This is a genomic window from Parerythrobacter aestuarii, from assembly GCF_030140925.1.
Classification (GTDB): Bacteria; Pseudomonadota; Alphaproteobacteria; order Sphingomonadales; family Sphingomonadaceae; genus Parerythrobacter; species Parerythrobacter aestuarii.
In genome coordinates this window covers 855,659-881,222 of sequence record NZ_JARBWD010000001.1, presented here as the reverse complement: position 1 = coordinate 881,222, position 25,564 = coordinate 855,659, and the positions used below count along the sequence as shown (strand labels likewise).

The following is a 25,564-nucleotide window of genomic DNA, read 5'->3' as shown; positions in this document are numbered from 1 at the left end:
CGCGCGCAATCATGGCTACCACCACTTCCCTGATCCCCGACCAGAAGAAAGTCGGCATGGTTTCCCTCGGCTGCCCCAAGGCGCTGGTCGATTCCGAGCGCATCCTTACGCGGCTGCGCGCCGATGGCTATGCCATGAGCCCCGATTATGCCGGGGCCGACGTGGTGTTGGTTAACACCTGCGGTTTCCTGGACAGCGCCAAGGAAGAGAGCCTTGCGGCCATTGGTGAAGCCATTGCCGAGAACGGCCGCGTGATCGTGACCGGCTGCATGGGGGAGGAAGCCGACGCCATCCGCGCTGCACATCCGAGCGTGCTTGCGATCACCGGGGCGCATCAGTACGAGGCTGTGGTCGAGGCGGTCCATGAACACGCGCCGCCCTCGCAGGGGCCGTTTATCGACCTGATCCCGCAGCCGGACGTGAAGCTCACACCAAGACACTACAGCTATTTGAAGATCAGCGAAGGCTGCAATCACTCCTGCGCCTTCTGCATCATCCCGGACCTGCGCGGGAAACTCGCCAGCCGCCGCGTGGATGCAGTGCTGCGCGAGGCGGAGAAGCTGGTCGCAGCGGGCACGAAAGAACTGCTGGTGATCAGCCAGGACACCTCGGCCTATGGTGTCGATACCCGCCACGAACCGCGGCAGTGGAAGGGCCGCGAGGTCCGCGCGCACATGACCGACCTTGCTCGCGAACTGGGCCAGCTCGACACGGGTGACGGCACGCCGCCATGGGTGCGGCTGCATTATGTCTATCCCTATCCGCATGTCGACGCGGTCATCCCGCTGATGGCGGAGGGGCTGCTGACGCCCTATCTCGATATCCCGTTCCAGCACGCCAGCCCCAAGGTGCTGAAGGCCATGAAGCGCCCGGCCAACGAGGCCAAGGTACTCGAACGGCTCAAGGGCTGGCGCGCGATCTGCCCGGACATCGCGGTCCGCTCGAGCTTCGTCGTCGGCTTCCCCGGCGAGACCGAGGAGGACTTCCAGTACCTGCTCGACTGGCTCGAGGAAGCGCAGCTCGACCGCGTCGGCGCCTTCCGCTTCGAACCGGTCGAAGGGGCACAGGCCAATGCTCTGCCCGACCCGGTTCCCGAGGAGCTCAAGGAAGAGCGCTACGTCCGGATCATGGAAGTGACTGAGCGGATCAGCGCCGCCAAGCTGCAGGCCAAGGTCGGCAAGACACTGCCTGTCATTATCGACGAGATCGGCGAGCCCGACGAAGATGGCGATATCGGTGCGACAGGCCGCAGCCAGGCCGATGCGCCGGAGATCGACGGCGCGGTCTACCTGCGCAATGTCCCGGCGACGCTAGGGGCAGGCGAGATTGTCAGTGTCGAAGTCGAAGATGCCGATGCGCATGACCTCTACGGGGTCATTGCCTAAGGAATTGATGGCCAAGGTAAGACTTGGGTTCGTCGAACATCGGGTGTAGGATTCTGCTTGAGAGGGGTTGCACTGCATGAGCGAAGCGCGTCGCGAGGCTCTGAGGCTTGCCATGGCCGGCATGGCTGCGGGAGACCGCGCCGCGCTCGACACCGTCTATGAAATGACCTCGGGCAAGCTGTTTGCGACCATCGTGCGCATAGTCCGCATGCGCGAGCGGGCCGAAGACCTGTTGCAGGAAACCTATATCAAGGCGTGGCAGCGCGCGGGGCGGTTCGACCCGGCCAAAGGCAGCCCGATTACGTGGCTCTGCACTCTCGCTCGCAACACGGCGCTGAGCGATTTGCGGCGAGACGGGCGGCTAGGCGAAGAGGCAAGCGACGAACTCCCTGAAATCGCCGACGATGCGAGGCCGCAGGATGACTGGCTGTGCGATGTCGAGGATGCCGAGGCACTGCAACGCTGCCTGGAAACATTACAGGACGATCATCGCCGTTCGATCCGTCTGGCATTCTTCGACGGGCTGACACACTCGGAACTCGCAAGCAAGGTCGATGCCCCGCTCGGTACTATCAAGAGCTGGATCCGGCGCGGCCTGTCCGGCCTGAAAGGCTGCCTCGGTGGCTGATACGATCGCCTTGCCCGAAGACGACTTCCTGCTTGCCGGCGAGCAGTCGCTGGGCGTGCTCGAAGGCAACGATGGCGCGACGGCTCGGCGCCGCCAGCTGGCCGAGCCCGAGTTCGCTGCAGCCGTGGCCTGGTGGGACGATCGGCTGGCACGCATGGCCGAGGCCGGTGGGTCGATGGTCCCTTCGGCTGACGTACTGCGCGGCATCCATGCCGCGCTCGACAAGCTCGGCGATGGCACTGTCGCCTTCGAGCCGTCCACAGGCGGGCCTTCCCGTTGGAGCGTGGCGTGGGCGGCACTGGGTACGGCCATGGCTGCTGCCGCGCTCGTCCTTTATGTGGCGACACCCGGCGGTACCGGTGTCACCCCGCCAATCGAGGATGCCGCGCCTACGCCGCAGCTGGTTGCGCAGTTGCAGGACGAAAACGCCGGACGGCGCCTTGCCAGTGTGATCGATCCCGACGCCCGCCGCCTGGCCCTGCGGCTGGAAGGTCTCGATCCGGAAGTAGGGCAGATCGCCGAACTCTGGGTCATCCCGGCTGACGGGGTCCCCCGTTCGTTGGGCGAAATCCCCGGAAGCGGCACATTCCAACGCGAACTGAGCGATGTTGAGGCCGGCCTGCTCGTGGCCGGATCTGCGCTTGCCGTGACCTTCGAACGCGATGAGGGCATTCGCCACGAAGCGCCGTCGCCGCCGATCCTGCTGGTGGGTGTGCTGGACGAGGTCTGATCCTCCGCGCAACCTGAGAAAATGAACTTTCTTTCCTTATAATTCAGTACTTTACAGGTTTTCATCTTCCTGTCTGCATCCAGTTTGCGGACTCGCGGGTAGCTGCCCGCGTCACCTGATCTGGTGACGCGCCGGGACCCGAGGGGACCTGGTGGTATCGGGGGAAGAGCGGTGCCTTGAGGCATCGCGCGCAATCTCGATCCTGCCGGGAGGGAGACCATCGTCGAACGGCTGACTGGTCCGAACCAACAGGAAGGAAACTTCACGATGAAACTGGTATTGAACAAGCCCGCAGCCATGGTGCTGATGGCAGGCGCCGCGACGATCGCAATGGCGACTGCTGCTCCGGCTAGGGCCGATGCGACCCCGGAATGCAATGATGCCAATGTCGAATCGACCGAATGCGGCACCGACAGCAACACCGGCACTGCCAATGGCGCGACGGCAGTCGGTAACGGCGCCTCTGCAACCGGGACTGACGCTGTCGCCATTGGCGGCGATGATGCCGGGACCGATCCTGCCACGGCTTCTGCACCTTCGACGGTCGCCATCGGTGGCGAGAGCGATGCTACCACTCCAGGTGCAACCGCTTTGGGCTGGCAAGCCCAGGCCACCGGCGCAATGGCCACAGCCGTAGGCCACCAGACAACCGCTTCAGGCGACCAGAGCTTCGCAGGGGGCGAGGATGCGATCGCCTCCGGCACCAATGCCATCGCCATCGGCAACACTGCAGTTGCCGACGGTGGCGACTCCGTTGCCATCGGCGGCAACCGCGATGGAGCCGCAGGACGCGCGACACTCGCATCAGGCCCGTCAACCACCGCTGTCGGTGGGCAGGCACTTGCCATCGGACCAGGCGCAACCACCTTCGGTTGGCGCGCCGAAGCGACGGCTGAGCGAGCCACGGCGCTCGGCCACCTCGCCAGTGCGTCGGGCATCCGCTCCATAGCGGTCGGCGAGAACGCAGATGCGCAGAGCGACTTCGCGACCGCCATCGGCAATGAGTCGATCGCCAACGGCATCGATGCGCTGGCGATTGGCGATACTGCTGCAGCCAATGGAAACTCGACCACCGCTGTCGGCGGCGAAAGCGTGGCCACTGGTCCGGGCGCCACTGCAATCGGCTGGCGCGCTTCAGCAACGGCCGAGCGCGCACAGGCCATCGGCCACCTCGCCAATGCGGCTGGCGTTCGCTCACTCGCCGTAGGCGAAGCAGCTTCGGCCCAGACCGATTTTTCCATCGCCATTGGAAACCTGTCGGTTGCCAACGGCATCGATGCAGTTGCGCTGGGTGACAGCGCCTTGGCATCCGGGAACTCGACCACTGCCATCGGTGGCGAAAGTGTCGCTTCCACCCCGGGCTCGACTGCGCTTGGATGGCAAGCGGTCGCTTCGGGTGCCATGGCGACCGCCGTTGGGCACCAGACCACGGCATCGGGCGACCAGAGCTTTGCTGGCGGCGAGGACGCCGTTGCCTCGGGTACCAACGCTATCGCGATCGGCAACTTCGCCCAAGCGACCGGTGACGGTTCGATCGCGGTCGGCAACCTCGCTTCGGCCACCGGGACGAACTCGATCGCCATTGGAAACGGCGCGGTCGCGGCCAACGACGGCCAAGTGGTGGTTGCGTCACTCGACACGAGCACATCGAGTCAGGTCGGTCCGGTATTTGCTGTGACGACCGATGCCACCGGCACACTGGGCCGGACTGCACTGGCTTCGTCGGCACAACAGGCCAACAACACCAGCGCGATTGCGTCGCTGCAGGCACTCGGGACGACCCAGACGCAGCAGATCAATGCCCTGTTCGGTGAAACCGCCGCCAACCGCTCGGCAATAGAACGCGCCAACGAAGGCGTAGCCATGGCGTTGGCGATGGAGTCGCCGGCACTCCCGGCGGGGACCAATTTCGGTCTCTCGGGCGGCATCGGCTACTTCGAGGATCGTACGGCTGGCACCATCGCCATGAGCGCACGAGTCGGCGAGAATGCATCCGTCTCTGCTGGCATCGGTGTTGGCTTCGACAGCGGAGAGGTTGGCGCCCGCGGCGGGTTCCAGATCGCCTGGTAAGCCTGTCCGGGAAGCAATCCTCCCACTCGGTTCCTGCGGACCGGCAGGCGGGGGCCGGGATCCACATGCGCGGATCCCGGCCCCCACTTTTGTTTGCGGGTAGCTTCGACTCGGCTGCACGACTAGGGGGCAGCTATGCCCTTGGCTATCACAGCTACGTTGTCCTTCGTTGCTCCGCACCCTGTCGACTGCCTGCTGCAGTGCGAAGTGGCGGGAACGCCGCAACAGCGCATCGTCAACGGCGTCACCACCCTCCCCGCCGCCATGCCGGTGCAACGCGTGGCGGCGCAGGATGGGGTGGGTGAACGGTTCTGGATCACTGCCGAGGGCGAAGTCTCCATCCTATACGAAGCGACGGTGGAGATAGCCCGTCGCCCGGCAGAGCTGTCGTCACTGGGTCAGGTCGCCAAGACTGCCCTGCCCGGTGATACTACGCAATATCTGTTCGACAGCCGTTATTGCGCCGCCGAAACCTTCCAGTCGCTGGTGGAGGACGAATTCCATTCCCTTCACGGGGGCGCGCGGGTCGAAGCCATGCGCGACTGGATCGCGCAGCATTTCACCTATGCGCCCGGCACCAGCGGATCACACACCACCGCGCGTGACAGCTTTGTCGAGCGACGCGGAGTCTGCCGCGATTATGCCCATGTGATGATCGCCTTTGCTCGCGCCTCGGGCATCCCGGCGCGCTATGCCAGCTGCTACGCACCCGAAGTCACGCCGCAGGATTTCCATGCCGTGGCGGAAGTGTTCCTCGATGACGGGACTGGCGGCGACTGGGTGCTGGTCGACCCGACTGGCATGGCAGAGCCGCATGAGACCGCAGTGATCGGGGTCGGGCGCGATGCGGCGGACGTCAGCTTCCTCACCAGCTTCGGCCTGGTTGATTTCGGGGGCCATGCGGTCAGCGTCGAGCGCTACTAGCCACCCCCTTCGCATTGAATAGCTATGCGCGGCACTGGCATGCAGGCCGTACCGCTGATAGCTATGGTCGCCTATGCATGGGGAGTGGCTTCGCCAATGAGTTTTACCGCCGATCGCCTGCTGCTGTTCGGGGCAACCGGGGACCTGTCGCAGCGTATGCTGTTGCCCTCGCTCGCCGCGCTGCACGCCGATGAGCTGATCCACGAAGACCTGCAGATCGTGGGCACCGCCCGATCCGATCTCGACGACACCGGGTTTCGCAACTTCGCGCGCGAAGCACTGGAAAAGTTCATGCCGGCCGAGCGCCGCAGCGGCATGGCGCAGTTCCTCAACCGCCTACACTACCAGCCGCTGGATGCCACCACGCTGGAAGGCTACACCGAACTGGCGAAGAAGGTCGGCGGAACAGGCAATGGCCTGGCCATCTTCCTGTCCACCGCGCCCAGCCTGTTCGAGCCAACGATCGCCGGGTTGCAACACGCCGGGCTTGCCGGGAACGATGTGCGCATCGGCCTGGAAAAGCCGCTCGGGACTTCGCTCGAAACCTCCTGCGAGATCAACGATGCCGTAGCCGCTGCTTTCAGCGAAGACCGGACGTTCCGCATCGACCACTATCTCGGCAAGGAGACAGTGCAAAACCTGATGGCGCTGCGCTTCGCCAACATCCTGTTCGAACCGATCTGGAATTCGAACTACATCGAACATGTCCAGATTACCGTTGCCGAGACAGTCGGGCTGGAAGGCCGCGTGGCCTTTTATGACGATGCCGGAGCGCTGCGTGACATGGTCCAGAACCACATGCTGCAGTTGCTCGCGCTGGTAGCCATGGAGCCGCCGACCGATTTCGACGCCACCGCCATCCGCGACGAGAAAGTCAAGGTGCTGCGCGCCCTACGCAAGGTCGACACCAGTGAAACGGTGACCGGGCAGTATCGCGCCGGTGCTGTCGATGGCCAGTCGGTACCCGGCTACGACGAAGAGCTGGGCAAGGACAGCGACACGGAAACCTTTGTCGCCATCAAGGCGCATGTCGACAACTGGCGCTGGAAAGGCGTTCCCTTCTACCTGCGCACCGGCAAGCGCTTGCCCGAGCGGGTAACGGAAATCGTCGTCCAGTTTCGCTGCATCCCGCATTCGATCTTCGGCTCCAAGGGTGCCACAACCCAGCCCAACCGGCTTGTGATCGGGATCCAGCCGGAGGAGAATATTTCGCTGAGTCTCATGGCCAAGGTGCCGGGGCTGGGTCGCGATGGTATCCGCCTCAGACAAGTCCCGCTCAATATCGCCATGCCCGATGCCTTCAGCGGCAAGACCCGGAGGATCGCCTACGAACGGCTGCTGCTCGACCTGATCGAAGGCGACCAGACGCTGTTCGTGCGCCGCGACGAGGTCGAAGCGCAGTGGGAATGGGTCGATGCCATCCGTGCGACCTGGGAAGCAAACGAACTCAAGCCCAAGACCTATGGTGCCGGCACGTGGGGGCCGAGCGCGGCGATTGCCCTTGCCGAACGCGACGGAGTGAGCTGGCACGATGAGTAATCTCAACGACACCATTCACAAGGTCACTGAGCGGGTGATCGAACGTTCGAAGCCGACGCGTAGCGCCTATCTGGAGTTGATGGATCGCGAGGCCGACCGGGCACCCGATCGCAGCGCAGTGAGCTGTTCCAACCTCGCCCACGCCTATGCCGGGGCGACCGACGACCAGGCGACGATGAAAGCGGGTGGAGCTCCCAATATCGGGATCGTTTCCGCCTATAACGATATGCTCTCCGCCCACCAGCCCTACGGCCGGTATCCGGAGCGGATGAAGATCTACGCCCGCGAAGTCGGCGCCACCGCACAGGTTGCAGGCGGAACCCCGGCGATGTGCGATGGTGTGACGCAGGGCGAAGACGGCATGGAGCTGTCGCTGTTCAGCCGCGACACTATCGCCATGAGCACCGGCGTCGCGCTGAGCCATGCCATGTATGACAGCATCGCCTGCCTCGGCATCTGCGACAAGATCGTACCCGGCCTGCTGATGGGCAGCCTGCGCTTCGGCCACCTGCCGTGCATCTTCGTCCCCAGTGGCCCGATGCCCAGCGGCGTCGCCAACAAGGAAAAGCAGCGGGTCCGCCAGCTCTATGCCGAGGGCAAGGCCAACCGGGATGAGTTGCTGGCGAGCGAAATGGGTAGCTATCATTCGCCTGGCACCTGCACTTTCTATGGCACCGCAAACTCCAACCAGATGATGATGGAGATGATGGGGCTGCATGTGCCGGGCGCGGCATTCGTCCAGCCGGGTACCAAGCTGCGGCAGGCGCTCGACAAGGCGGCAGTGCACCGCCTGGCAGCACTAACTGGCTCCAGGGAACGCAGCCTTGCGCGGTGCGTGGACGAAAAGGCGATCATCAACGCCGCCATCGGCCTGCTCGCCACAGGTGGATCGACCAACCACGCGATCCATATCCCGGCCATGGCCCGCGCTGCCGGTGTGATCTTCGATTGGACCGACCTGAGCGAGCTCTCAAGCGCGGTGCCGCTGATCGCGCGAGTGTATCCCAATGGCTCGGGCGACGTGAACCATTTCCACGACGCAGGCGGCATGGGCTATGTCATTGGCGAATTGCTCGACGCCGGGCTCGCGCATCGCGATATCGCAACCGTTTGGGATGGCGACCTCTCTGCCTACGCGATGGAGCCTGGGCTAGAGGATGACGCGCTCGCCTATCGCGCGGTTGGCGAAACCGGCGACGAGACGATGCTGCGTCCGCCGTCCGATCCGTTCAGCCCCGATGGCGGCATGCGCCTCGTCGAAGGCAACCTCGGCCGTGGCTGTTTCAAGACCAGCGCGGTCGAGCAGGAACGCTGGATCATCGAAGCGCCCTGTCGCGTGTTCGAAGACCAACCCTCAGTCACCGAGGCGTTCCGTAAGGGCGAGCTCGACAGGGATGTTGTCGTGGTTGTGCGCTTCCAGGGCCCACGCGCCAATGGCATGCCGGAACTGCACAAGCTGACCCCGCCCCTGGGCGTGCTGCAGGATCGCGGCTACCGCGTGGCACTGGTCACCGACGGCCGCATGTCGGGTGCCAGCGGCAAGGTACCGGCAGCGATCCATGTGACCCCTGAGGCACTCGGCGGTGGCCCGCTGGCGAAACTGCGCGATGGCGATATAGTCAAGCTATGCGCCACCACCGGCGCGCTATCGACCACTGCCGATCTCGACAGCCGAGAGGCTGCTCCTGATCCGCACGCCGACTGGGGTGTCGGCCGCGAGATGTTCGCGATGTTCCGCATGCATGCCGATAGCGCAGAGAAAGGCGCCAGCCCAATGCTCGCGGCAGCAGGCCTGTGACCCAGCTCGTCTCCGTCGACATCGGCGGCACCCATGCCCGCTTCGCCATCGCCACGCTTGCCGACGATGGCACCATCACGCTGGGCGAGCCGGAAACCCTGCACACCGAAGATCACGCCAGCTTCCAGACTGCATGGGAGGATTTCCGTGAGCGGAAGGGCGGCTCGCTGCCCAAGGCAGTCAGCATGGCCATTGCCGGGCCGGTCGGCGGCGATGTGATCCGCTTCACCAACAATCCCTGGATTATCCGCCCGGCGCTGGTGCAGGAAAAGCTCGGGGTCGACGCCTTCACCATCGTCAACGATTTCGAAGCGGTCGCTCACGCCGTCGCCCGTGCCAGTGAAGATCAGTTTATCCACCTGACCGGGCCGGAAACGCCGCTCCCGGCAACTGGCCGGCTTAGCGTGCTTGGCCCCGGCACAGGCCTCGGCGTGGCACATCTCTATCGCGAACCCGATGGCCGTTACCGCGTGTCTGCAACGGAAGGCGGGCACATCGATTTCGCCCCGCTCGACAGCATCGAAGACGCGATATTGGCTCGCCTGCGCAAACGACTCACGCGGGTTTCTGTGGAGCGGGTCGTTTCCGGCCCGGCCATCGTCGACATTTACCAAACGCTCGCGGCGATGGAGAGCAAGCCGGTGACAGATGTCGACGACATCACGATCTGGACCAAGGGTATGACCGGTGAAGACAGCCTGGCCGCAGCCGCAGTTGACCGCTTCTGCCTGTCGCTTGGTAGCGTCGCAGGCGACATGGCGCTCGCACATGGAGCCAAAGGCGTCGCGATCGCTGGCGGGCTGGGCTATCGCTTGCGCGATACGCTGGTCGGCTCCGGCTTTGCCGAGCGATTCCGCGCCAAGGGCCGCTTTGCCGAATTGATGGCGGGCATTCCCGTCAAGCTGATCGTCCATCCGCAGCCGGGCCTGTTCGGCGCTGCTGCCGCCTACGCCTCGGAACACGGGAAATGAGCCACATGAGCAGTATCGAAGACATCATGCGCACCGCCCCGGTCATCCCGGTGATCGTGATTGATGATGTCGCCGATGCCGTGCCGCTTGCCGAATCCCTGGTCGCAGGCGGTTTGCGCGTACTTGAAGTAACGCTGCGCACTGAAGCGGCGCTTGAAGCTATCGCCGCCATGAAACAGGTCGAAGGCGCGATCGTCGGGGCAGGAACGGTCACCAACGCTGCGGAACTCGACGCCGCAATCGGTGCCGGCAGCGAGTTCATCGTCTCGCCCGGCCTGACCGAGCCGCTCGGCAAGGCAGCAATCAGCGCCGGTATCCCCTTCCTGCCCGGTATTGCCAATGCCGGCGATATCATGCGCGGGCTCGACCTGGGCCTGACGCATTTCAAATTCTTCCCGGCCATGGCCGCCGGTGGCCTGCCGGCATTGAAAGCGCTCGCGGCTCCTTTCGGCCAGTGCCTGTTCTGCCCCACCGGGGGCATCAGCGAAGCCACCGCGCCGGAATGGCTGGCCTTCGATCCGGTGCTATGCGTTGGCGGCAGCTGGGTAGCTCCACGCAAGCCGACGGACTTTACCGCTATCGAGGCAGCGGCCCGGGCCGCTGCGGGGCTGGCGGCATGAAGACAGTCGCCGATCTCCGCGAACGTCTTCAGGAACTCCATGCCCGGACTGCGGAAACCCCGCTGTTCAACCCCGTCTTCCAGCTCTCGCTCGACCTTTCACGCGAGCTTGAAGCGGGCGATCTGTCACTTGACCATGTCGAAGGCATGATCTGCGAGCTCGAAACGCTGGCACTGCAAGACCGCGCCGCGCGAAGCCGTCGCTTGCTGGCTCTCCCACATGTGGGAGAGCCCCGGCTCGGCCCGGAGTTCAGCGACTTTGGCGCCTTCCGCGAACATTGGGAACAGCCACGCCTGCACGCGGTTATTACCGCCCACCCCACGTTCCTGCTGACGCCCGACCAGGCAAGCTCCCTGGCTTCGGCCATCGCCGGCGACGGCAGTGTCGCCGATGCTGCTTGCACGGCGACGGAAGACCGCCCCGCAGTGACGCTCGACTACGAACACAAGCGTGCCATGCGGGCGATCGGCAATGCCCAGCAGGCTCGCTATTCGATCGTCAGCCGCTTGCTTGCCGAAGCTGCGGTCAAGTGGCCGGATCGCTGGCGCGACTTGAAGCCGCTGCCATTTCGCTTCGCCACCTGGGTCGGCTACGACATGGATGGGCGGACCGATATCCAATGGTACGACTCGATCGGGTTTCGCCTGAATGAGAAAGCCCAGCGCCTGCGCCGCTATGTCGCGCGGCTCGAGGCTATCGACAGCGGACACAAGCTGCTCGCGACGCTGCACCCGGCGCTGGCCTATGCCGAAGCGCGGGCAGAGGATTTCGCGCAGGATCTTTCGGATCCTGTGGACCTCAGCGATGCTGCCAACCGGCTCACGGCCCACCACGAAAACAAGCTGCTCAGCCTCACTCCGCTGATCGCAGCGTTGGAGGAAGAGGCGCAAACCGCCCCCGAAGAGCGCGCCATAAAGCTGCTGGCGCTCACGGCTGCCATGCGGGCGGACGGGCTCGGTATGGGTTGGATCCACTTCCGGGTGAACGCCAAGCAACTGCACAACGCCATCCGCCGCCGGATCGAGGGTGGCGAGACACTGGAGATCGGCAGCAAGGGCGCGATGGCGGTTCTGCGCAGGATGGTGCGCGAGGTGAAGCCGCAGCGGGCCAATTTCGGTGCGCTGGCGATCGAGGCATCGACCGCGATCCGCCAGTTCCTCGCCATGCAGCAGATCCTGAAACACATCGACGCCGATGCGCCGATCCGCATGTTGGTCGCCGAATGCGAGCAGCCTTCGACGGTGATGGCCGCGCTCTATTTTGCGAAGCTGTTCGGGATCGAGGGCAAGGTCGACGTCTCGCCGCTGTTCGAAACCGAAGCCGCGCTGGAGCATGGCGGGCGCTTCCTCGATGCACTGCTGCAGGAAGACGAGTATCGCAGTTATGCGCGGACACGCGGCCGCATTTGCATCCAGACCGGTTTCTCCGACGCCGGGCGATTTGTCGGCCAGCTTCCCGCCAGCCTCGCCATCGAACGCCTGCAGGGGCGGATGGCCGATGCCATGCGCGCCAATGCCCTCAGCGATGTGGCCGCGCTGGTATTCAACACCCATGGCGAGAGCATGGGTCGCGGGGCACATCCGGCGAGCTTTCGCGACCGCCTGGAGTGGCCGCTTTCCCCCTGGGCCCGCGGCCGGTTTGCGCGCGGCAATATCCGGCTCGAGCCTGAAGCCAGCTTCCAGGGCGGTGACGGCTACCAGTTCTTCGAGACGAAGGAGCTGGCACTCGCCACACTGGAGCAGATCGCCGACTATGAATGGAAAGAGCACGCGCCTGATGAGCCCGATCCCTTCTACGTCCGCACCGATCTGAGCCTCGACTTCTACCGCGCCATCCGCGCGCACCAGCGCGAGCATTTGGAAAGCCAGACCTATTCGCGCGCCATCACGGCATTCGGTCTGGGCATGCTCAACACCACCGGCAGCCGCGTCAGCCGCCGCCAGAGCGACCTTGCCTCTGACCGCAGCATGAGCCTGCGCCAGATTCGCGCGATCCCGCACAATGCGATCCTGCAGCAGCTCGGCTACCCTGTGAACGTGATCGCCGGGATCGGCGCGGCGGTGGAAGGCAATGAGGAAGACCTCGCACAATTGATACAATCGAGTCCGCGCGGGCGGCAACTGATGCGGCTCGTGCGCAACGCCAATGCGCTCGCCAGCATCAAGACGATGGCCGCCTATGGCGAGCTGTTCAACAGCGCCTATTGGGCGAGCCGGACCTATCGCGGGACGGAAGAGAGCATTTCCGATGCCTGCCAGGCGCTGGCCGACTATCTGACCAAGGACGACCGCAATGGCGTGTTCCGGCGGCTGGTCAGTCGTCTGCGGGTGGATGCGCTCAAGTTCCATCGCCTGCTCGACCTGCTGGAACCCGAAGACCCGCTGCCGGAGCGCGAGGAAGTACGCCGCACCATTGGTGTGCTGCAGGCACTACGGTTGGCCTTGTTCAAGCACATGTTCCTGCGCGCGGTGTCGATCCCGAGCTTCAGCCGTGCCAACGACATCAGCCGCGACGACGTGCTGGAAATGGTTTTCACTCTGCGGATCGACGACGCCTTGGGCCAGATGCGGCGGGCCTTCCCCACCAGTTTCCCCCAGCTCGACGATTTCCAGATGGACGAGCCAAGCGACTGGCCCGACGACGAAGGCGAGGGTTATGGGGCAATCGGGCGGCACTACATCGACCCGATCGAGCGCGCCTATTCGCTCTCGCTTAGGATCACTACCGCCATCGCCAACCATTTTGGCGCGCACGGCTAGGCAGTTGACCGCGTTAACTTTTGCACCTGCCAGCCGTCCGATTGCGGGACGCGAGCGGTGATGCGGTGGAATCTTGGCGAATTTCAGCCCAGACAGGCCGCATGAACGCGATGATCAAATGGATTGGTGGCGCCACGGCGGCCACGGTTTTCGTCCTCGGTGGCGCAACGCTGGCGAGCACGATGATGTCTGGCGAAGAAGGCACGACCCAGGAAATGGCGCTGGAAGAAGCGATCCCGGTCGATCCTGCGAAGCTCACCGAAGAGACTGTCGCTGCGGCCCCGGGCCAGGGCGAAGCCCAACTGCAAGAGGCCTCGACAGAAGCTGAGGGCGAATTCGTCGTCAAGAGCATCCTGCCGATCAACGGCCCGATCAAATATGGCGAATGGCACTGGAATACCGACAAGGCACCCGCCGAGGGCACGATCCTGATGACGGTTGACCTGCAGGCCCGCGTCATCAGCGTCTTCAAGGGTGGGCATGAGATCGGCGCCGCCGCTGTCCTGCTCGGCACCGACGAGCACCCGACCCCGCTCGGCACCTTCCCGATCAAGTACAAGATGCGCCACAACGTGTCGGAGAAATATGGCAACGCCCCGATGCCCTATTCGATGTTCCTGACCGATGATGGCGTCGCGCTGCACGGATCGGACGTCCAGAACGGCTATGCCAGCCACGGCTGCATCGGCATGCCCGACGATTTCGCCGCCAAGGTCTTCGCGGTCGCCAAGAAGGGCGACAAGGTGATCATCACCAATGGCGAGACGCTGGGAATGGGCGAATCGATCCTGTGATCGGCTAGCCTGTCCGGCGGGGTGGTTCGGGCGTGAAGACCCACTCCTCGCCACCTACTCGCGCTAGCACCCCACCGAGATTGGCTGATTGACCTGTCTGAAGTCTGTCAACCATTCGGCCGATCTCAGAACGAGGCTTGGCAGACCCCAACCGCTCAACAATGTCGCGCACAATTTCAATGTTGGCGAAACGGGATATGACCGGGATGTATCTAATCTCGTCAGCCACTTCCCGCACATTGAGACCCCACACTTCAGTAGTGAGTTCTTCGTCGATATAGCTTGCAGCGTCGGCAAGATTAGCGGCGCTGAGAGCTATCGCGTCGACATCGAGCCATGGAGCATTCTTCAGGTATTCCCTGACGGCGACCCTGTCGAAGTCGAGGTTGCGGTTGCTCGGGTCATCGATCGGGTCAAAAGGTGATGCCTCGACAACCTTCTCAAGGTCAGTCTTTCTCCAAGAAAGGAGAGGCCTGACCAGCCACTCCATCTGCCCCTTCTTTCGACCCTGAAGCCAGCGCGCACGCCTGATGCCTGACAGCCCAAATACGCCGCTGCCACGATTGAGCCGCATCAATACGGTTTCGGCCTGATCATCTGCATGATGGGCTGTCATCAGACATTTTAGCCTCAGACCGGATGCCCAGTCGCAAAGTGCGTAATAACGAGCATCTCTGGCTCCGCGCTGCAGGTTGCCGTCATCCACCTCGACAGTGAGAATGTCGTGACAGACGTCCAACGCCTTGCAGATCGCAGCAACAGCCTTCGCCTCGCCTGCGCTTTCTGGCCGCAATTGGTGGTCAACGGTCGCGACCCTGAGCGAGTCGCGCGGCAGGATTGCATGCAACAAAATCAACAGTGCGAGACTGTCAGGACCACCCGACACAGCGACGCCGACGCGCCCATCCGACAATGGAAACCGCGGACAGGAGCGTTCAAAGTCCTCCCGAAACCGCTCGACTAACCTTGGATCAACGCGCGTATCAATTGCAGGTCACCTTCCGCCGGTTAGCTTCGTACTGCGATTGCAGCCGACCGGACGCCAGGGCAGGATAGGTTTCGCCGAATTCAACGAGAGCGATGCAAGCACGGCTCGTATCGCCCAGCGCGATCATGCTTTCAGCAAGATAGAGCAGGCTGTCGGGCGCACGGGCCGCATTGCGGTCTTCCTGGTAGTTCTTGAGGAACCACGGTGCCGCTTCACGCGGCTTGCCATCATCGAGAAAGGCCCGTCCCAGCAGGTTGCGGCCATAGGTCGCACGACTGTGGTTAGGATATTCGTCCACGAACATCGCCAGCTGCTGCTGCGCTTCAGAGAAGAAGCCCGCATTCCACAACCGGAAGCCGTAGGAATATTCGTCGTCTCCCGCGTCGTCTGTCTGCGGCTTGGAAATTGCCTGCACCGCAGCGAGCCGCTCCGCACTCGGGCCACTTTGTTCAGGTGCCGGGTCAGGCACCGGAGTGGGCGTCGCAACCGCAGTCGAAGCGCTACTTTCGCCGCTTGCTGCCGGCAGCAGGTTGGTGGCGCTGCCCGATGTACCGGTCGTCGTTACACTCCCGTTGCTCTCGAGCTCGACCAGCCGCGCAGAGAGATCGCGCAAGCTGTTGCTGTTCACTTCCACCTGGCCCGTAAGGCGGGCGAGCGACGCCTCCAGCGCATCGAGCCGGGCGAGGATATCCGTCACCGCAGTGGTGGACGTGCTCGGTTGCGTGGTCGAAGCGTTTGGCTGCCCGGTGATCTGTGGTTCGAAATAGCGCCCGTCGCCGCCCGGGAATACCCGCCGCTGCAAGGCGCGCACTTCGGCCTCCAGTTTGCGAATGCGAGCCTCCTCGCTGGAATCCTGAGCAAAGGCTGGGACCGCCGGCACTACAAGGCCAAGCATCACGGCACCTGCAATCAGGCGGGTGTGGCGAAAACTCATGGTCATCCCTTCCATCGCGTCGCTGTCATTGCGTCAATGCGCCATGCCGATGGTGCACCGAACCCATGCTGAACGTGGTTAAACCGAAAACTAATCCGGGCGCGCGCCTTGTCGAGTGGCAAACCCCGGAAATCCGGGGAAATGCACGGCGAGCGGTCAGGTTTGCGGGGTGGGTTCCGGCGCGGGCTCTTCCGCGCGGGCCAGCAGCGCTTCGGCGCTCACCGGAACATCCTTCACCGTCACATCCTCTTCGCTCAGCTTGGGAACAGACTGGCCGCCGATGGTGATGGAAAAAGCATACGGGCGTCCGGTCCATGCCTGCGGGTTTACTGCATCGGCGGGCACGATGTACCGCTCGCCTTCAGCCATCTGCTTCTGCATCAGCTGGTTGCCGGCGCCGTCGTAAAACTTGATCCAGGTGTCGTCTTGCAGAGCAGTGAATACCACTTCGCCAGCCGGGTCGACGGTGTCCGTCGCAGGCGTTGCGGCGGAATTGTCGGCCAGCGCCGCCTCGGCTTCGGCGCGTTGCTCTGCAGCGAGGATCGATCCCGGCCCGGAAGCCGGAGCGAAGAAGGTGCGGTAGAACATGAACCCACCTGCCAGCAGCAGCAGGATCGAAGCGATGGAGAAGAACACGAGCCCCCTCGACGGCACCCGTGCCGGATCGCCCGGCTCCAGCGCCTGCCCACTGGCATAGCGCTCGCTCGGATCCTCGGCACCCAGTTCGGCGCGAACCTGTTCGGTTATCGCGCCTTCGTCGATACCCAGCGCCTTGGCATAGCTGCGGGCGAAGCCCACTGCATAGGTGCGACCGGGCAGGTTGGCGAAATCGCCGGCTTCGATCGCTTCAAGATGTCGCAAGGGAATGCGGGTCTTGCTGGCAATGTTTGCCAGCGTCAGTTCCTGCCGCTCGCGCTCGGCGCGCAGCTGGTCTCCGGCACCGCCCATATCAGCGGGCTCGACGGATGGGGCGTCCTCTTCACTCATAAGCTGTCTGTCGCGACCTTGGTAGCTGGCGTTTGTTTTATGGTTATTACATCCCAGTAGCGCCGCGCATGTGTCAAGCGCAGAATCGTGCGGCACAGGCCTTACTGGGTGTCGATTCCGCGCTCCTTCGCCCAATTTTCAAGCGCATCGCGCAATGACGCGGGTGGCGAAGCAAGAAATCCGGTCATCGCTTGCTCGATTTCCTTCAGGTCGACCTGTCGCACCAGTTCCTTGATCGGTCCGACCGCAACCGGTGTAATCGACAGGCGCCTTATGCCCAGGCCAAGCAGCGCCAGCGCCTCCAGCTTGCGCCCTCCCATTTCACCGCACACGCCGAGGCCGATGTTATGCCCCACCGTTGCCTGTACGATCCGCCGCAGGAAGCGCAGGATCGCGGGGCTGACCCAGTCATACCGCGCCGCGAGCTTGGGATTGGCCCGGTCGGCCGCGAACAGGAACTGGGTCAGGTCATTGGTGCCGATCGACAGGAAGGAGACCTTCGGGATCACGAGATCAAGCACCTCTGCCAGCGCCGGGACTTCCAGCATCGCACCATACTGGATTTCGTCGGGCAGCAGCTTCTTCTGTTTCCGCAAATATGCCAGCTGATCGTCAAACACCTGCTTGGCAGCGTCGAACTCCCACGGCTCGCTGACCATCGGGAACATGACCCGCAGCCGCTTGCCGGCACCGGCCTCTAGCAAGGCCCGTGCCTGTGCCTTGAGCAGGCCTTCGCGCTCCAGCGCCAGCCGCAAGGCGCGCCAGCCCATCGCCGGGTTTTCGTCATTCTCAGCCTCGCCCGATGCAAGATAAGGCACGGCCTTGTCGCCGCCGATGTCGACTGTGCGGAAGGTAACTTCCTTGTCCCCGGCAGCATCCAGCACATCGCGATAGAGCCTCAGCTGGCGCTCGCGCTGGGGCAGGGTTGCAGAGACAAGGAACTGGAATTCCGTTCGAAACAGCCCGACTCCATCTGCGCCCACCAGTGGCAGGTTTGCCATATCGTCGCGCAGGCCGGCGTTCATCAGCACCTGGATCCTGGTCCCGCAGCGCGTAAACGGCTCTACATCGCGCAGCTCGGCGTAGGCAGCCTGCCGTTCCTTGGTCTTGGCAAAGCGCGCATCGAATGCCTCAGCAACCTGCGGGGTCGGCCGGATGGTGGCAGTCCCGGCATCGCTGTCGAGCAGGATCTCGTCACCTTCGCGCACAATCCCGCGCAAGCCCCGGACCCGGCCCAGCACCGGCACCCCCATGGCACGCGCGACGATCACGACATGCGCGGTGAGCGAACCTTCCTCAAGGATCACGCCCTTGAGCCGGCGCTTGTCGTACTCCAGCAGCTCGGCCGGGCCGAGGTTCTTGGCGATCAGGATAGCGTCACGCCGCAGTCCTTGCGACGCCGCCGTGCCGAGCTGGCCCGACACGATCCGCAGCAAGCGGTTCGCCAGATCCTCAAGATCATGCATGCGATCCTGCAACAGCGGATCGTCGATCTCGCGCATGCGCATGCGGGTCCGCTGCTGGACGCGCTCGATGGCCGCTTCGGCGGTCAGGCCGCTGTCGATCGCTTCGTTGATCCGCCGCGACCAGCCTTCATCGTAGGCGAACATCTTGTAGGTCTCGAGTACCTCTTCATGCTCGCCGCCCTTGCCGAACTCAGCCTGCTGCGAGAGCCCGTCGATCTGGTCGCGCATCTTGTCAAAGGCGCGATAGACCCGCTGGCGCTCCATCTCGATGTCTTCCGCAACGACCTGGTCGATGGTCACGCGCGGCTGGTGATATACCGCGTGTCCGGCAGCAATCCCGCTGACAAGTGACAAGCCCTCGACGGTGACCGGTCCGGTCTGTGCTTCCGTCGCTCCCACTTCTTCCTCATCGATCAGCTCGGCATTGCCGATCAGCTCGGAAAGCACCATGGCGGTGGTTTGCAGGGCTTCGATCTCGACATCTTCGTATTTGCGCGGATCGACATGCTGCACGTTGAGCGCACCCACCGCCCGCTCGCGATAGACAATCGGCACGCCGGCAAAGCTGTGAAACTTGTCCTCACCTGTTTCCGGGCGATACTGGAAGTCTGGATGCGCGCGCGCTTCGGCAAGGTTAAGCGTCTCGTTATTGGCGACAAGCGTCCCGGTCAGGCCTTCGCCCAGTGCCATGCGAGTAACATGGACCGCAGCCTTGTTCAGGCCACGGGTCGCGAACAGCTCCAGCATGCCTTCGCGCAGCAGGTAGATCGAGCAGACCTCGCTATCGAGCGCTTCACCGATGATCTCTACCACGGCATCGAGCTTGCCTTGCGCGTGCATGCGCGAGGCCATGATGTCGTGCAGGCGCGTGAGAATCTGGCGGGCAGCAGCAGCAGCAGTCATGCCGCTGCGCCTAGCCTATCGGACGCTCCTTGGGAAATGGCGATGCCCGCCGGGCGGGCGAAAAGATCAGCTCGCAGCGATCTCTTCCTTCAATCGCAACTTCTTCTTCTTCAGGAGCTGGATCGTTGCCATGTCAGGAGCCGGGCGGTTCATCTCTTCTTGCAGGCGATGTTCGAGGCCGGCGTGTTTGGATTGCAAGGCGCTGACATGTGACGAAGCCATAGGGCTCTCCTCCTTGGGTTGTGCGACCGTAGGAGCGACTCGCCTCGCGGGCCAATCGCCCAACTGCATACAACCACATCACACAAAGATTGCGAAGTCCTTGTTTCCCCCTATGCGATTGGTAAACCATTTTCAGGGACGAGTTGTCTTCCCTGTCATCGGCGAGGAAGCGAAGAAAGCGTGACCGAAGCGGAATTGCGCAAGCGGCTGGAACATCTGCGCGTCGAGCATCGCGATCTCGACGCGGCAATCGGCGCGCTGACCGAAGCCGGCAGCACCGACCAGCTACAGATCGCGCGTCTGAAAAAACGCAAGCTCTCGCTGCGCGACCAGATCAGCATGATCGAGGACCAGCTGATTCCCGACATCATTGCGTGACTTGTTTTGCGAACCGACCTCCGTCGGTTCGTCCTCGGGGCTGTTCCTCCGCTTCGCTACGGGCCCCTGCGGGCGGGCGGTCGCCCTTGCCGGGCCTCCACCGGCCCGGTGCTATCGATACCTATCCTGAAACTATTGGCTTGGCAGCGGAGCACGGTCGGCGACTAGCCGACCGCAAGGCCGACCGGCCGCCCGCAGCGCCGTAGGCGCGAGGAAATCGCGAGCGCGGACGCGCTTGCGGAAAGCAAACACACCAAAAACTGTTCCCCGCTGGGACACCCCATATCTCTCCTAGGGACATCATCCTTACCCGGCTTTCCGCAGGCACCGGACGGTCTTACGGGATTTTACATATGCGAGACCCGACCGATCTTTCCGCGACGATTGTCGAAGAGCTGTATTGCGAAGCTCTAGTTCTGGCAGACGATGTTCGCGCAGCTTTCGACCTCACTACCCCACGCGATGCCGGCAAGATGGACCAGGTGCGGATTGCGCTGTCGACCGAAGGGCTGAAGACAACCACCCGCGTCATGCATGTGCTGGCCTGGCTGCTCAACCAGCGGGCCTATTTCCGCGGCGAAATGACTGAGGCCCAGCTGCGCAAGCACGGCCAGTTGCCACCCGACCGTGCGTCCGAACCGGACCAGCTGGAACTACTCGAATTGCCGACCCAGCTGCTGATCGTGGAGACGCAGTTGCTGCACGCCCGCGTCGCCCGGCTCGACAAGGCATGGCGCACTGGCCCCGATGCCCGACCGGAAGGGCTCGACCAGATCCACGCGCGGCTCGAAAGCGCGCTGAGGCGGCTTTAGGCCACAGTCAACGCCTTGCGCCAGCGCTCAAGGCGCTCTTCACGCACGGCATCCGACATCACCGGATCGAACGCCCGCACCGAGCCCCGCATCTCATGCGAGGCCGCTTCAAGTGACGGGTGCAGGCCGGCGCCCACTGCCGCCGACATCGCGGCGCCCAGTGCGGTGGTTTCCACGAAATCGGGGCGTTCGACCGTCAGGCCGAGCATGTCGGCAAGGTCCTGCGCCATCCAGTCGTTTGCGCTCATCCCGCCATCGATCCTGAGCGAAGTCCAAGCCGCCCCATCCGCAGCGAAGGCTTCAGCCAGGTCATGGGTCTGGTGCGCCATCGCCTCCAGCGCGGCGCGGGCGATCTGGGCCTTGCCGCTGGCAAAGCTGAGACCCGCAATCACCCCTCGTGCCTCGGCCCGCCAATGCGGAGCGCCAAGCCCCGACAGCGCGGGCACAATTACCACCTCGCCGCTATCGGGGATCGAGCGCGCCAGAGCTTCGGTCTCTGCCGCACTTGAGATCAGACCCAGCTGGTCGCGCAGCCACTGCACCAGGCTGCCGGCGACGAATACCGATCCTTCGATGGCATAGGTCCGCTCGCCACCCTGCTGGCACAGCACCGTGCCGAGCATGCGATTGTCCGAACGCGGCAGCTCGCTGCCCTTGTTGGCGAGCACGAAAGCACCGGTGCCATAGGTCGCCTTGGTATCGCCCACTGAAAGGCACCCCTGGCCCAGCGTCGCAGACTGCTGGTCGCCCACCATGCCGGTGATGGGCACCGCCTTGCCCAGCCAATGCGGCTGCGCCTCCGCCAGCGCACCGTGCGTATCGACAACCTTGGGCAAGGCATCGCGCGGCACTCCCAGCAATTCGCACAGGCCGTCATCGAACTGCGCCCCATCGAGCGCGAGCAATTGCGTGCGGCTGGCATTGCTCGCGTCGGAGATATGCGCATCGCCGCCAGAGAGCTTCGCCACCAGCCAGCTTTCGACCGTGCCCAGCGCCAGCGCACCTTTCCTGGCAGCTTGCTTCACCCGTTCGTCGTGATCCAGCAGCCAACGCATTTTGGTCCCTGAAAAATAGGGATCGAGCAACAAGCCGGTTTTCGCCTGCACCTCTTCCTCATGCCCGGCAGCCTTCAGTTCCGCGCAGAAACCAGCCGTGCGGCGGTCCTGCCAGACGATGGCGCGGCTCAGCGGTTCCAGCGTTTGCCGGTCCCACGCCACCACGGTCTCGCGCTGATTGGTGATGCCGATGCAAGCGATTCTATCGACCCCGACTTTGTCGACCATTTCCCGCGCACAGGCAAAGGTGCGGTCCCAGATCTCGCCGGCATCATGCTCCACCCAGCCGGGCCTTGGATAATGCTGGGTCAGCTCCTTTTGCGCTACGCCATGCATCGAGCCATCGAGCCCGAACAACATGGCGCGGGTCGAAGTGGTGCCTTCATCGAGGACTAGGATCAGGTCGGACAAGCTGCTCTCTCCCGGGCAGAAACTGTTGTGGCGTGACATGCGGCACCTTCACCCCCATATGCAAGGGCATGGCAAAGCCTCCTCCCAAACCGTGGCCGGTGGGCAAGGTCGAGCGGCCCGAGCCACTGGTGGGCCGCATCCTCGCACCTAACCCCTCGCCCTATACCTTCACCGGGACCCAGACCTACATTGTCGGGACCGAAGGCGAAGTGGCGGTGATCGATCCCGGCCCGAATGAGCCAGACCATATCGCCGCAATCATGGACGCGATCGGCGATGACACGGTCGTTGCGATCATGTGCACGCACACGCACCGCGACCACTCACCCGCCGCTGCACCGTTGGCCGAGCTGACCGGTGCCCCGATCGTCGGCTGCGCCCCGCTGGTACTGGAAAGCGACCTGCCTCGTGCCGACGAGGCCTTCGACCCGACCTATGACCCTGACCGGGTGCTGGAAGACGGCGAGGCAATGACCGGACGCGGCTGGACCCTGCGCGCGGTGCATACGCCGGGGCACACCTCCAACCATCTCTGCTTCGCTCTGGAACAGAGCGGCGCGCTGTTCACCGGCGATCATGTCATGGGCTGGTCGACCAGCGTGGTGATCCCGCCTGATGGCGACATGGGCGACTACATGAAGAGCCTGGAGAAGCTCTACGCACGCGAAGACGCCGTGTACTACTCTGCCCATGGTGAGCCGATCACCAAGCCTCGCCAGCTCGTGCGCGGCATGATCGGCCATCGCCGCCAGCGCGAGAACCAGATCCGGCGACACTTACGTGAACGGCCCTTGGCGCTGCCCGATTTCGTGCCGCTGATGTACAAGGGGCTCGACCCGCGGCTGGACAAGGCTGCACAGATGAGCGTGCATGCACACCTGATCGACCTCGAACGGCGCGGCGAAGTATTCCACGACGGGGATACCTGGCACGTCGCGACTGCAAATTAGGGACTTGCAGGTGAAGCGCCTTTGGCTCCTGCTTGTTTTTGGTCTGGCAGCTTCGGGCTGCGCCAGCACCGCGACCACTGGGCCTGCCAAACCTGCGCTGGATCAAGGGCAGTTGGCGGCCGCGCTTCAGCAGACCTTCGATCAATCCGAAACTTGCGTCACCTTTCCCGCAGGCGTTTCGTTCCGGCCTCGGGGAAGGATGGTTGAAGACTTCATCCAGGTACGACGCAGGGGGGAGCATGGCGATCCTGAGATGCTGTTACAGCCGTTGGTCGATGCGGGGCTGATCGGGATTGCGGAGCATCCGGAGCAAAAGCGCGCGCGGAACGAATTGTTCGTCCGCTTCACTCCACTCGGACTTTCTGCCTTTTCCAGGAGCTGCCGCAATCCAAACCGACGCTATGGTGCATTCCCTATCACCATCGGGTTTCGCGCCTTGGACATCGAAGTTGAGGGGATTGCATCCCTTTCCGAGCCGGCCAGGATTGGATGCGTATGGCACACCTATGGGAACGCAAGAGCAAAGGTCGTCGATATTGCGCCCTGGTATGATCACGAGGCACTGGGGAAGTATCTTAACCGACGGATCGATCCATCTGCGAACAATGGCCAATTCGAACAGCGGGTCAGCTTTCACAGCTTGGGAGGCGTGAGCTGGAGACTTGGCGGTTTCGACTATGTCCACTCTAACCTGGTTTGCCTTGACGATGACTGAAAATCTGGAACCCGCTGCGGAAACAACGGACACCACCGTGTTGGAGCCCCGACGCCAGCAATCACTCGCGCGTATCCAGGCGGTGCCGTGGATGATCGTGATCCTGCTGATCGCGGCTGTCGCCTGGCTGGGCTGGAAGGCATTCGGCCCCGATGACCTCGGCGATCCCCTGGCCACCAGCCTGGTCGCGTTCGAGAAACAGAATTCGCTGACGGTCTTCAGCGCCGAATTCGCACCGGTCGTCTCCAGCGAGAACAGCCGTTTCTTCGGCGCGCTCAAGTCGCGCCAGGTGGCAGTGATCCCGACCCGGGTGAACTACACCGTCGACCTGTCGCAGGTCGACCGTTCGCGGCTGAACTGGGACGGGGAATCGAACACACTGACCGTGCAACTGCCGCAGGTACAGATAGGAAAGCCCAATCTCGACGAAGCCCGCGCGCAATACCTGCGCGAGGGTATCTGGATCAGCCGTGATGCGCAGGGCGACCTCACGCGCGACAACACCCAGCTCGCCGAGCGGGAAGCGCGCAAACAGGCCGCCAACACCGTGCTGATGGACCTGGCCCGCGATGCTGCGCGCCAGGCCGTGGCGCAGAACCTCGCTATCCCTCTGGAGGTTGCAGGCTATGGCGATGTCGAAGTGAACGTGCGCTTCGACGGCGAAGAGGTGAGCTAAGACGCTGTGGCCCTTGCCCTGCCCGCACCCGCTGCTAGTTTGCCGGTGGGTCGGAAAATGGGAGAGGGGTTTCCATGGCCACTGCGGCTGACGCACCGGCGGACACTGCGCAACGCGAAGCGCGGTTTTTCTTCATCATGGCCTGTGTGATGGCGGCGACAGTCGTCAGCGGGTTTGGGCTCAACGCACTGATGGGCCGCTCCACCATCCACGTCCCGTGGATCTACCACGTCCACGGACTGACCTTCATGGGCTGGACCGGACTTTATCTATTGCAAAATACGCTGGTGTTCCGCGGCAACATTGCGCTGCACCGGCGTATAGGCAAGCTCGCCGCACTGTTCATCCCGGCAATGGTGGTGCTGGCGATCTGGCTTAGCTTCGTGACCTTGCAGGTGCTCGGCGGTCCGCCGTTCTTCGCTCAGGCCGAATTCCTGTTCGTCAATATCGCCCATATCATCGTCTTCGCAATGCTGGCCGGCTGGGCGATTGCCAAGCGTCGCGAGACCGACTGGCACCGGCGGCTGATGTTCGGGGCAATGGCGACCGTCGCTGCGCCGGGGCTGGCCCGTCTGCTGCCATTGCCACTCACCATTCCCTACACCTTCTGGGTGATCATGGTCGCTTCTATGGTGTTCCCGGCGATCGCCATGATCGTGGACAAGCGCCGTTACGGATCGATCCACAAGGCCTGGTGGTGGACACTGGCCCTGCCCCTGGCATCGGTAGTGGTTGGCGAAGCCATCGCCAGCACCGATGCCGCCAAGGCCTATGTCGCCGCCCATGTAGAAGGCACACCCGGCGGCGAGCGCCCGGCCGAAGCCTTCTTGCCGCCGGGTTTCTAGGCTG

The 25,564-nt window shown here is 63.5% G+C and carries 23 protein-coding genes; 17 read left to right on the top strand and 6 right to left on the bottom strand.

Going from position 1 to position 25,564, the window contains the following annotated elements; translation table 11 throughout:
• Positions 1-11: 11 nt before the first annotated feature.
• The 11 genes from rimO to QPW08_RS04225 all read left to right on the top strand — a co-directional run bounded on the left by rimO (position 12) and on the right by QPW08_RS04225 (position 14,218).
• Positions 12-1,385: a 30S ribosomal protein S12 methylthiotransferase RimO gene (gene rimO, locus QPW08_RS04275; protein ID WP_284124504.1), complete on the top strand. Its 1,374-nt coding sequence runs from the start codon at positions 12-14 to the stop codon at positions 1,383-1,385.
• Between the two features lie 76 nt (positions 1,386-1,461).
• Positions 1,462-2,013 carry a sigma-70 family RNA polymerase sigma factor gene (locus QPW08_RS04270; protein ID WP_284124503.1) on the top strand — a complete coding sequence of 184 codons (552 nt, stop codon included), beginning with the start codon at positions 1,462-1,464 and terminating at the stop codon, positions 2,011-2,013.
• A complete protein-coding gene (locus tag QPW08_RS04265) occupies positions 2,006-2,743 on the top strand; it encodes an anti-sigma factor (RefSeq protein ID WP_284124502.1) in 738 nt (245 codons plus the stop codon). Before QPW08_RS04270 ends, QPW08_RS04265 begins: the two co-directional genes overlap by 8 nt.
• 267 nt (positions 2,744-3,010) lie before the next feature.
• The gene (locus QPW08_RS04260; protein WP_284124501.1) at positions 3,011-4,813 is read left to right on the top strand and encodes a YadA-like family protein; all 1,803 of its coding nucleotides are present in this window, start codon (positions 3,011-3,013) and stop codon (positions 4,811-4,813) included.
• Between the two features lie 135 nt (positions 4,814-4,948).
• On the top strand, positions 4,949-5,737 hold the full coding sequence (locus tag QPW08_RS04255) for a transglutaminase-like domain-containing protein (protein WP_284124500.1): 789 nt from the start codon (positions 4,949-4,951) through the stop codon (positions 5,735-5,737).
• 96 nt (positions 5,738-5,833) lie between these two features.
• Entirely contained in the window at positions 5,834-7,276 is a 1,443-nt protein-coding gene (gene zwf, locus QPW08_RS04250; protein WP_284126293.1) for a glucose-6-phosphate dehydrogenase, read from the top strand.
• The gene (gene edd / locus QPW08_RS04245) at positions 7,269-9,074 is read left to right on the top strand and encodes a phosphogluconate dehydratase (protein ID WP_284124499.1); all 1,806 of its coding nucleotides are present in this window, start codon (positions 7,269-7,271) and stop codon (positions 9,072-9,074) included. Before zwf ends, edd begins: the two co-directional genes overlap by 8 nt.
• Positions 9,071-10,045, top strand: coding sequence for a glucokinase (glk, locus tag QPW08_RS04240; RefSeq protein ID WP_284124498.1), 975 nt, complete (start codon positions 9,071-9,073; stop codon positions 10,043-10,045). Before edd ends, glk begins: the two co-directional genes overlap by 4 nt.
• Positions 10,046-10,050: 5 nt before the next feature.
• The gene (gene eda, locus QPW08_RS04235) at positions 10,051-10,665 is read left to right on the top strand and encodes a bifunctional 4-hydroxy-2-oxoglutarate aldolase/2-dehydro-3-deoxy-phosphogluconate aldolase (RefSeq protein WP_284124497.1); all 615 of its coding nucleotides are present in this window, start codon (positions 10,051-10,053) and stop codon (positions 10,663-10,665) included.
• Positions 10,662-13,424 carry a phosphoenolpyruvate carboxylase gene (locus tag QPW08_RS04230; RefSeq protein ID WP_284124496.1) on the top strand — a complete coding sequence of 921 codons (2,763 nt, stop codon included), beginning with the start codon at positions 10,662-10,664 and terminating at the stop codon, positions 13,422-13,424. The genes eda and QPW08_RS04230 overlap by 4 nt, the downstream gene beginning before the upstream one ends.
• Before the next feature lie 110 nt (positions 13,425-13,534).
• Positions 13,535-14,218, top strand: coding sequence for a L,D-transpeptidase family protein (locus tag QPW08_RS04225; RefSeq protein ID WP_407674545.1), 684 nt, complete (start codon positions 13,535-13,537; stop codon positions 14,216-14,218).
• A gap of 4 nt (positions 14,219-14,222) precedes the next feature.
• Here the strand turns inward: QPW08_RS04225 and tilS are convergent, their stop codons facing one another.
• From tilS to QPW08_RS04200, 5 genes are all read right to left on the bottom strand, one after another.
• A complete protein-coding gene (gene tilS, locus QPW08_RS04220; protein ID WP_284126292.1) occupies positions 14,223-15,104 on the bottom strand; it encodes a tRNA lysidine(34) synthetase TilS in 882 nt (293 codons plus the stop codon).
• Between the two features lie 97 nt (positions 15,105-15,201).
• Positions 15,202-16,140, bottom strand: a complete 939-nt coding sequence (locus QPW08_RS04215) for a tetratricopeptide repeat protein (RefSeq protein ID WP_284124494.1) — start codon at positions 16,138-16,140, stop codon at positions 15,202-15,204.
• A 156-nt stretch (positions 16,141-16,296) separates the two neighbouring features.
• Positions 16,297-17,127, bottom strand: coding sequence for a helix-turn-helix domain-containing protein (locus tag QPW08_RS04210; RefSeq protein ID WP_284124493.1), 831 nt, complete (start codon positions 17,125-17,127; stop codon positions 16,297-16,299).
• A 101-nt stretch (positions 17,128-17,228) separates the two neighbouring features.
• Entirely contained in the window at positions 17,229-19,496 is a 2,268-nt protein-coding gene (gene ptsP, locus QPW08_RS04205) for a phosphoenolpyruvate--protein phosphotransferase (RefSeq protein WP_284124492.1), read from the bottom strand.
• 66 nt (positions 19,497-19,562) lie between these two features.
• Positions 19,563-19,718 carry a DUF465 domain-containing protein gene (locus QPW08_RS04200; protein WP_284124491.1) on the bottom strand — a complete coding sequence of 52 codons (156 nt, stop codon included), beginning with the start codon at positions 19,716-19,718 and terminating at the stop codon, positions 19,563-19,565.
• 180 nt (positions 19,719-19,898) lie between these two features.
• Here QPW08_RS04200 and QPW08_RS04195 point away from each other — a divergent pair, with 180 nt between their 5' ends.
• Positions 19,899-20,096 (top strand): YdcH family protein, encoded by a 198-nt coding sequence (locus QPW08_RS04195; RefSeq protein WP_284124490.1) that lies wholly within the window; start codon positions 19,899-19,901, stop codon positions 20,094-20,096.
• Between the two features lie 353 nt (positions 20,097-20,449).
• Positions 20,450-20,908, top strand: coding sequence for a DUF1465 family protein (locus QPW08_RS04190; RefSeq protein WP_284124489.1), 459 nt, complete (start codon positions 20,450-20,452; stop codon positions 20,906-20,908).
• Here QPW08_RS04190 and glpK read toward each other — a convergent pair.
• Complete coding sequence (gene glpK, locus QPW08_RS04185; RefSeq protein WP_284124488.1) at positions 20,905-22,413, bottom strand: glycerol kinase GlpK; 1,509 nt, start codon at positions 22,411-22,413, stop codon at positions 20,905-20,907. The two genes, QPW08_RS04190 and glpK, sit on opposite strands and share 4 nt — an antisense overlap.
• 29 nt (positions 22,414-22,442) lie before the next feature.
• Here glpK and QPW08_RS04180 point away from each other — a divergent pair, with 29 nt between their 5' ends.
• The 4 genes from QPW08_RS04180 (at position 22,443) to QPW08_RS04165 (ending at position 25,560) form a co-directional block, all read left to right on the top strand.
• Entirely contained in the window at positions 22,443-23,324 is an 882-nt protein-coding gene (locus QPW08_RS04180) for an MBL fold metallo-hydrolase (protein WP_284124487.1), read from the top strand.
• Between the two features lie 10 nt (positions 23,325-23,334).
• Positions 23,335-24,039, top strand: coding sequence for a hypothetical protein (locus QPW08_RS04175; RefSeq protein ID WP_284124486.1), 705 nt, complete (start codon positions 23,335-23,337; stop codon positions 24,037-24,039).
• Entirely contained in the window at positions 24,032-24,715 is a 684-nt protein-coding gene (locus QPW08_RS04170) for a DUF4230 domain-containing protein (protein ID WP_284124485.1), read from the top strand. The genes QPW08_RS04175 and QPW08_RS04170 overlap by 8 nt, the downstream gene beginning before the upstream one ends.
• Positions 24,716-24,789: 74 nt before the next feature.
• On the top strand, positions 24,790-25,560 hold the full coding sequence (locus tag QPW08_RS04165) for a hypothetical protein (protein WP_284124484.1): 771 nt from the start codon (positions 24,790-24,792) through the stop codon (positions 25,558-25,560).
• The last annotated feature ends 4 nt before the right edge of the window (positions 25,561-25,564 follow it).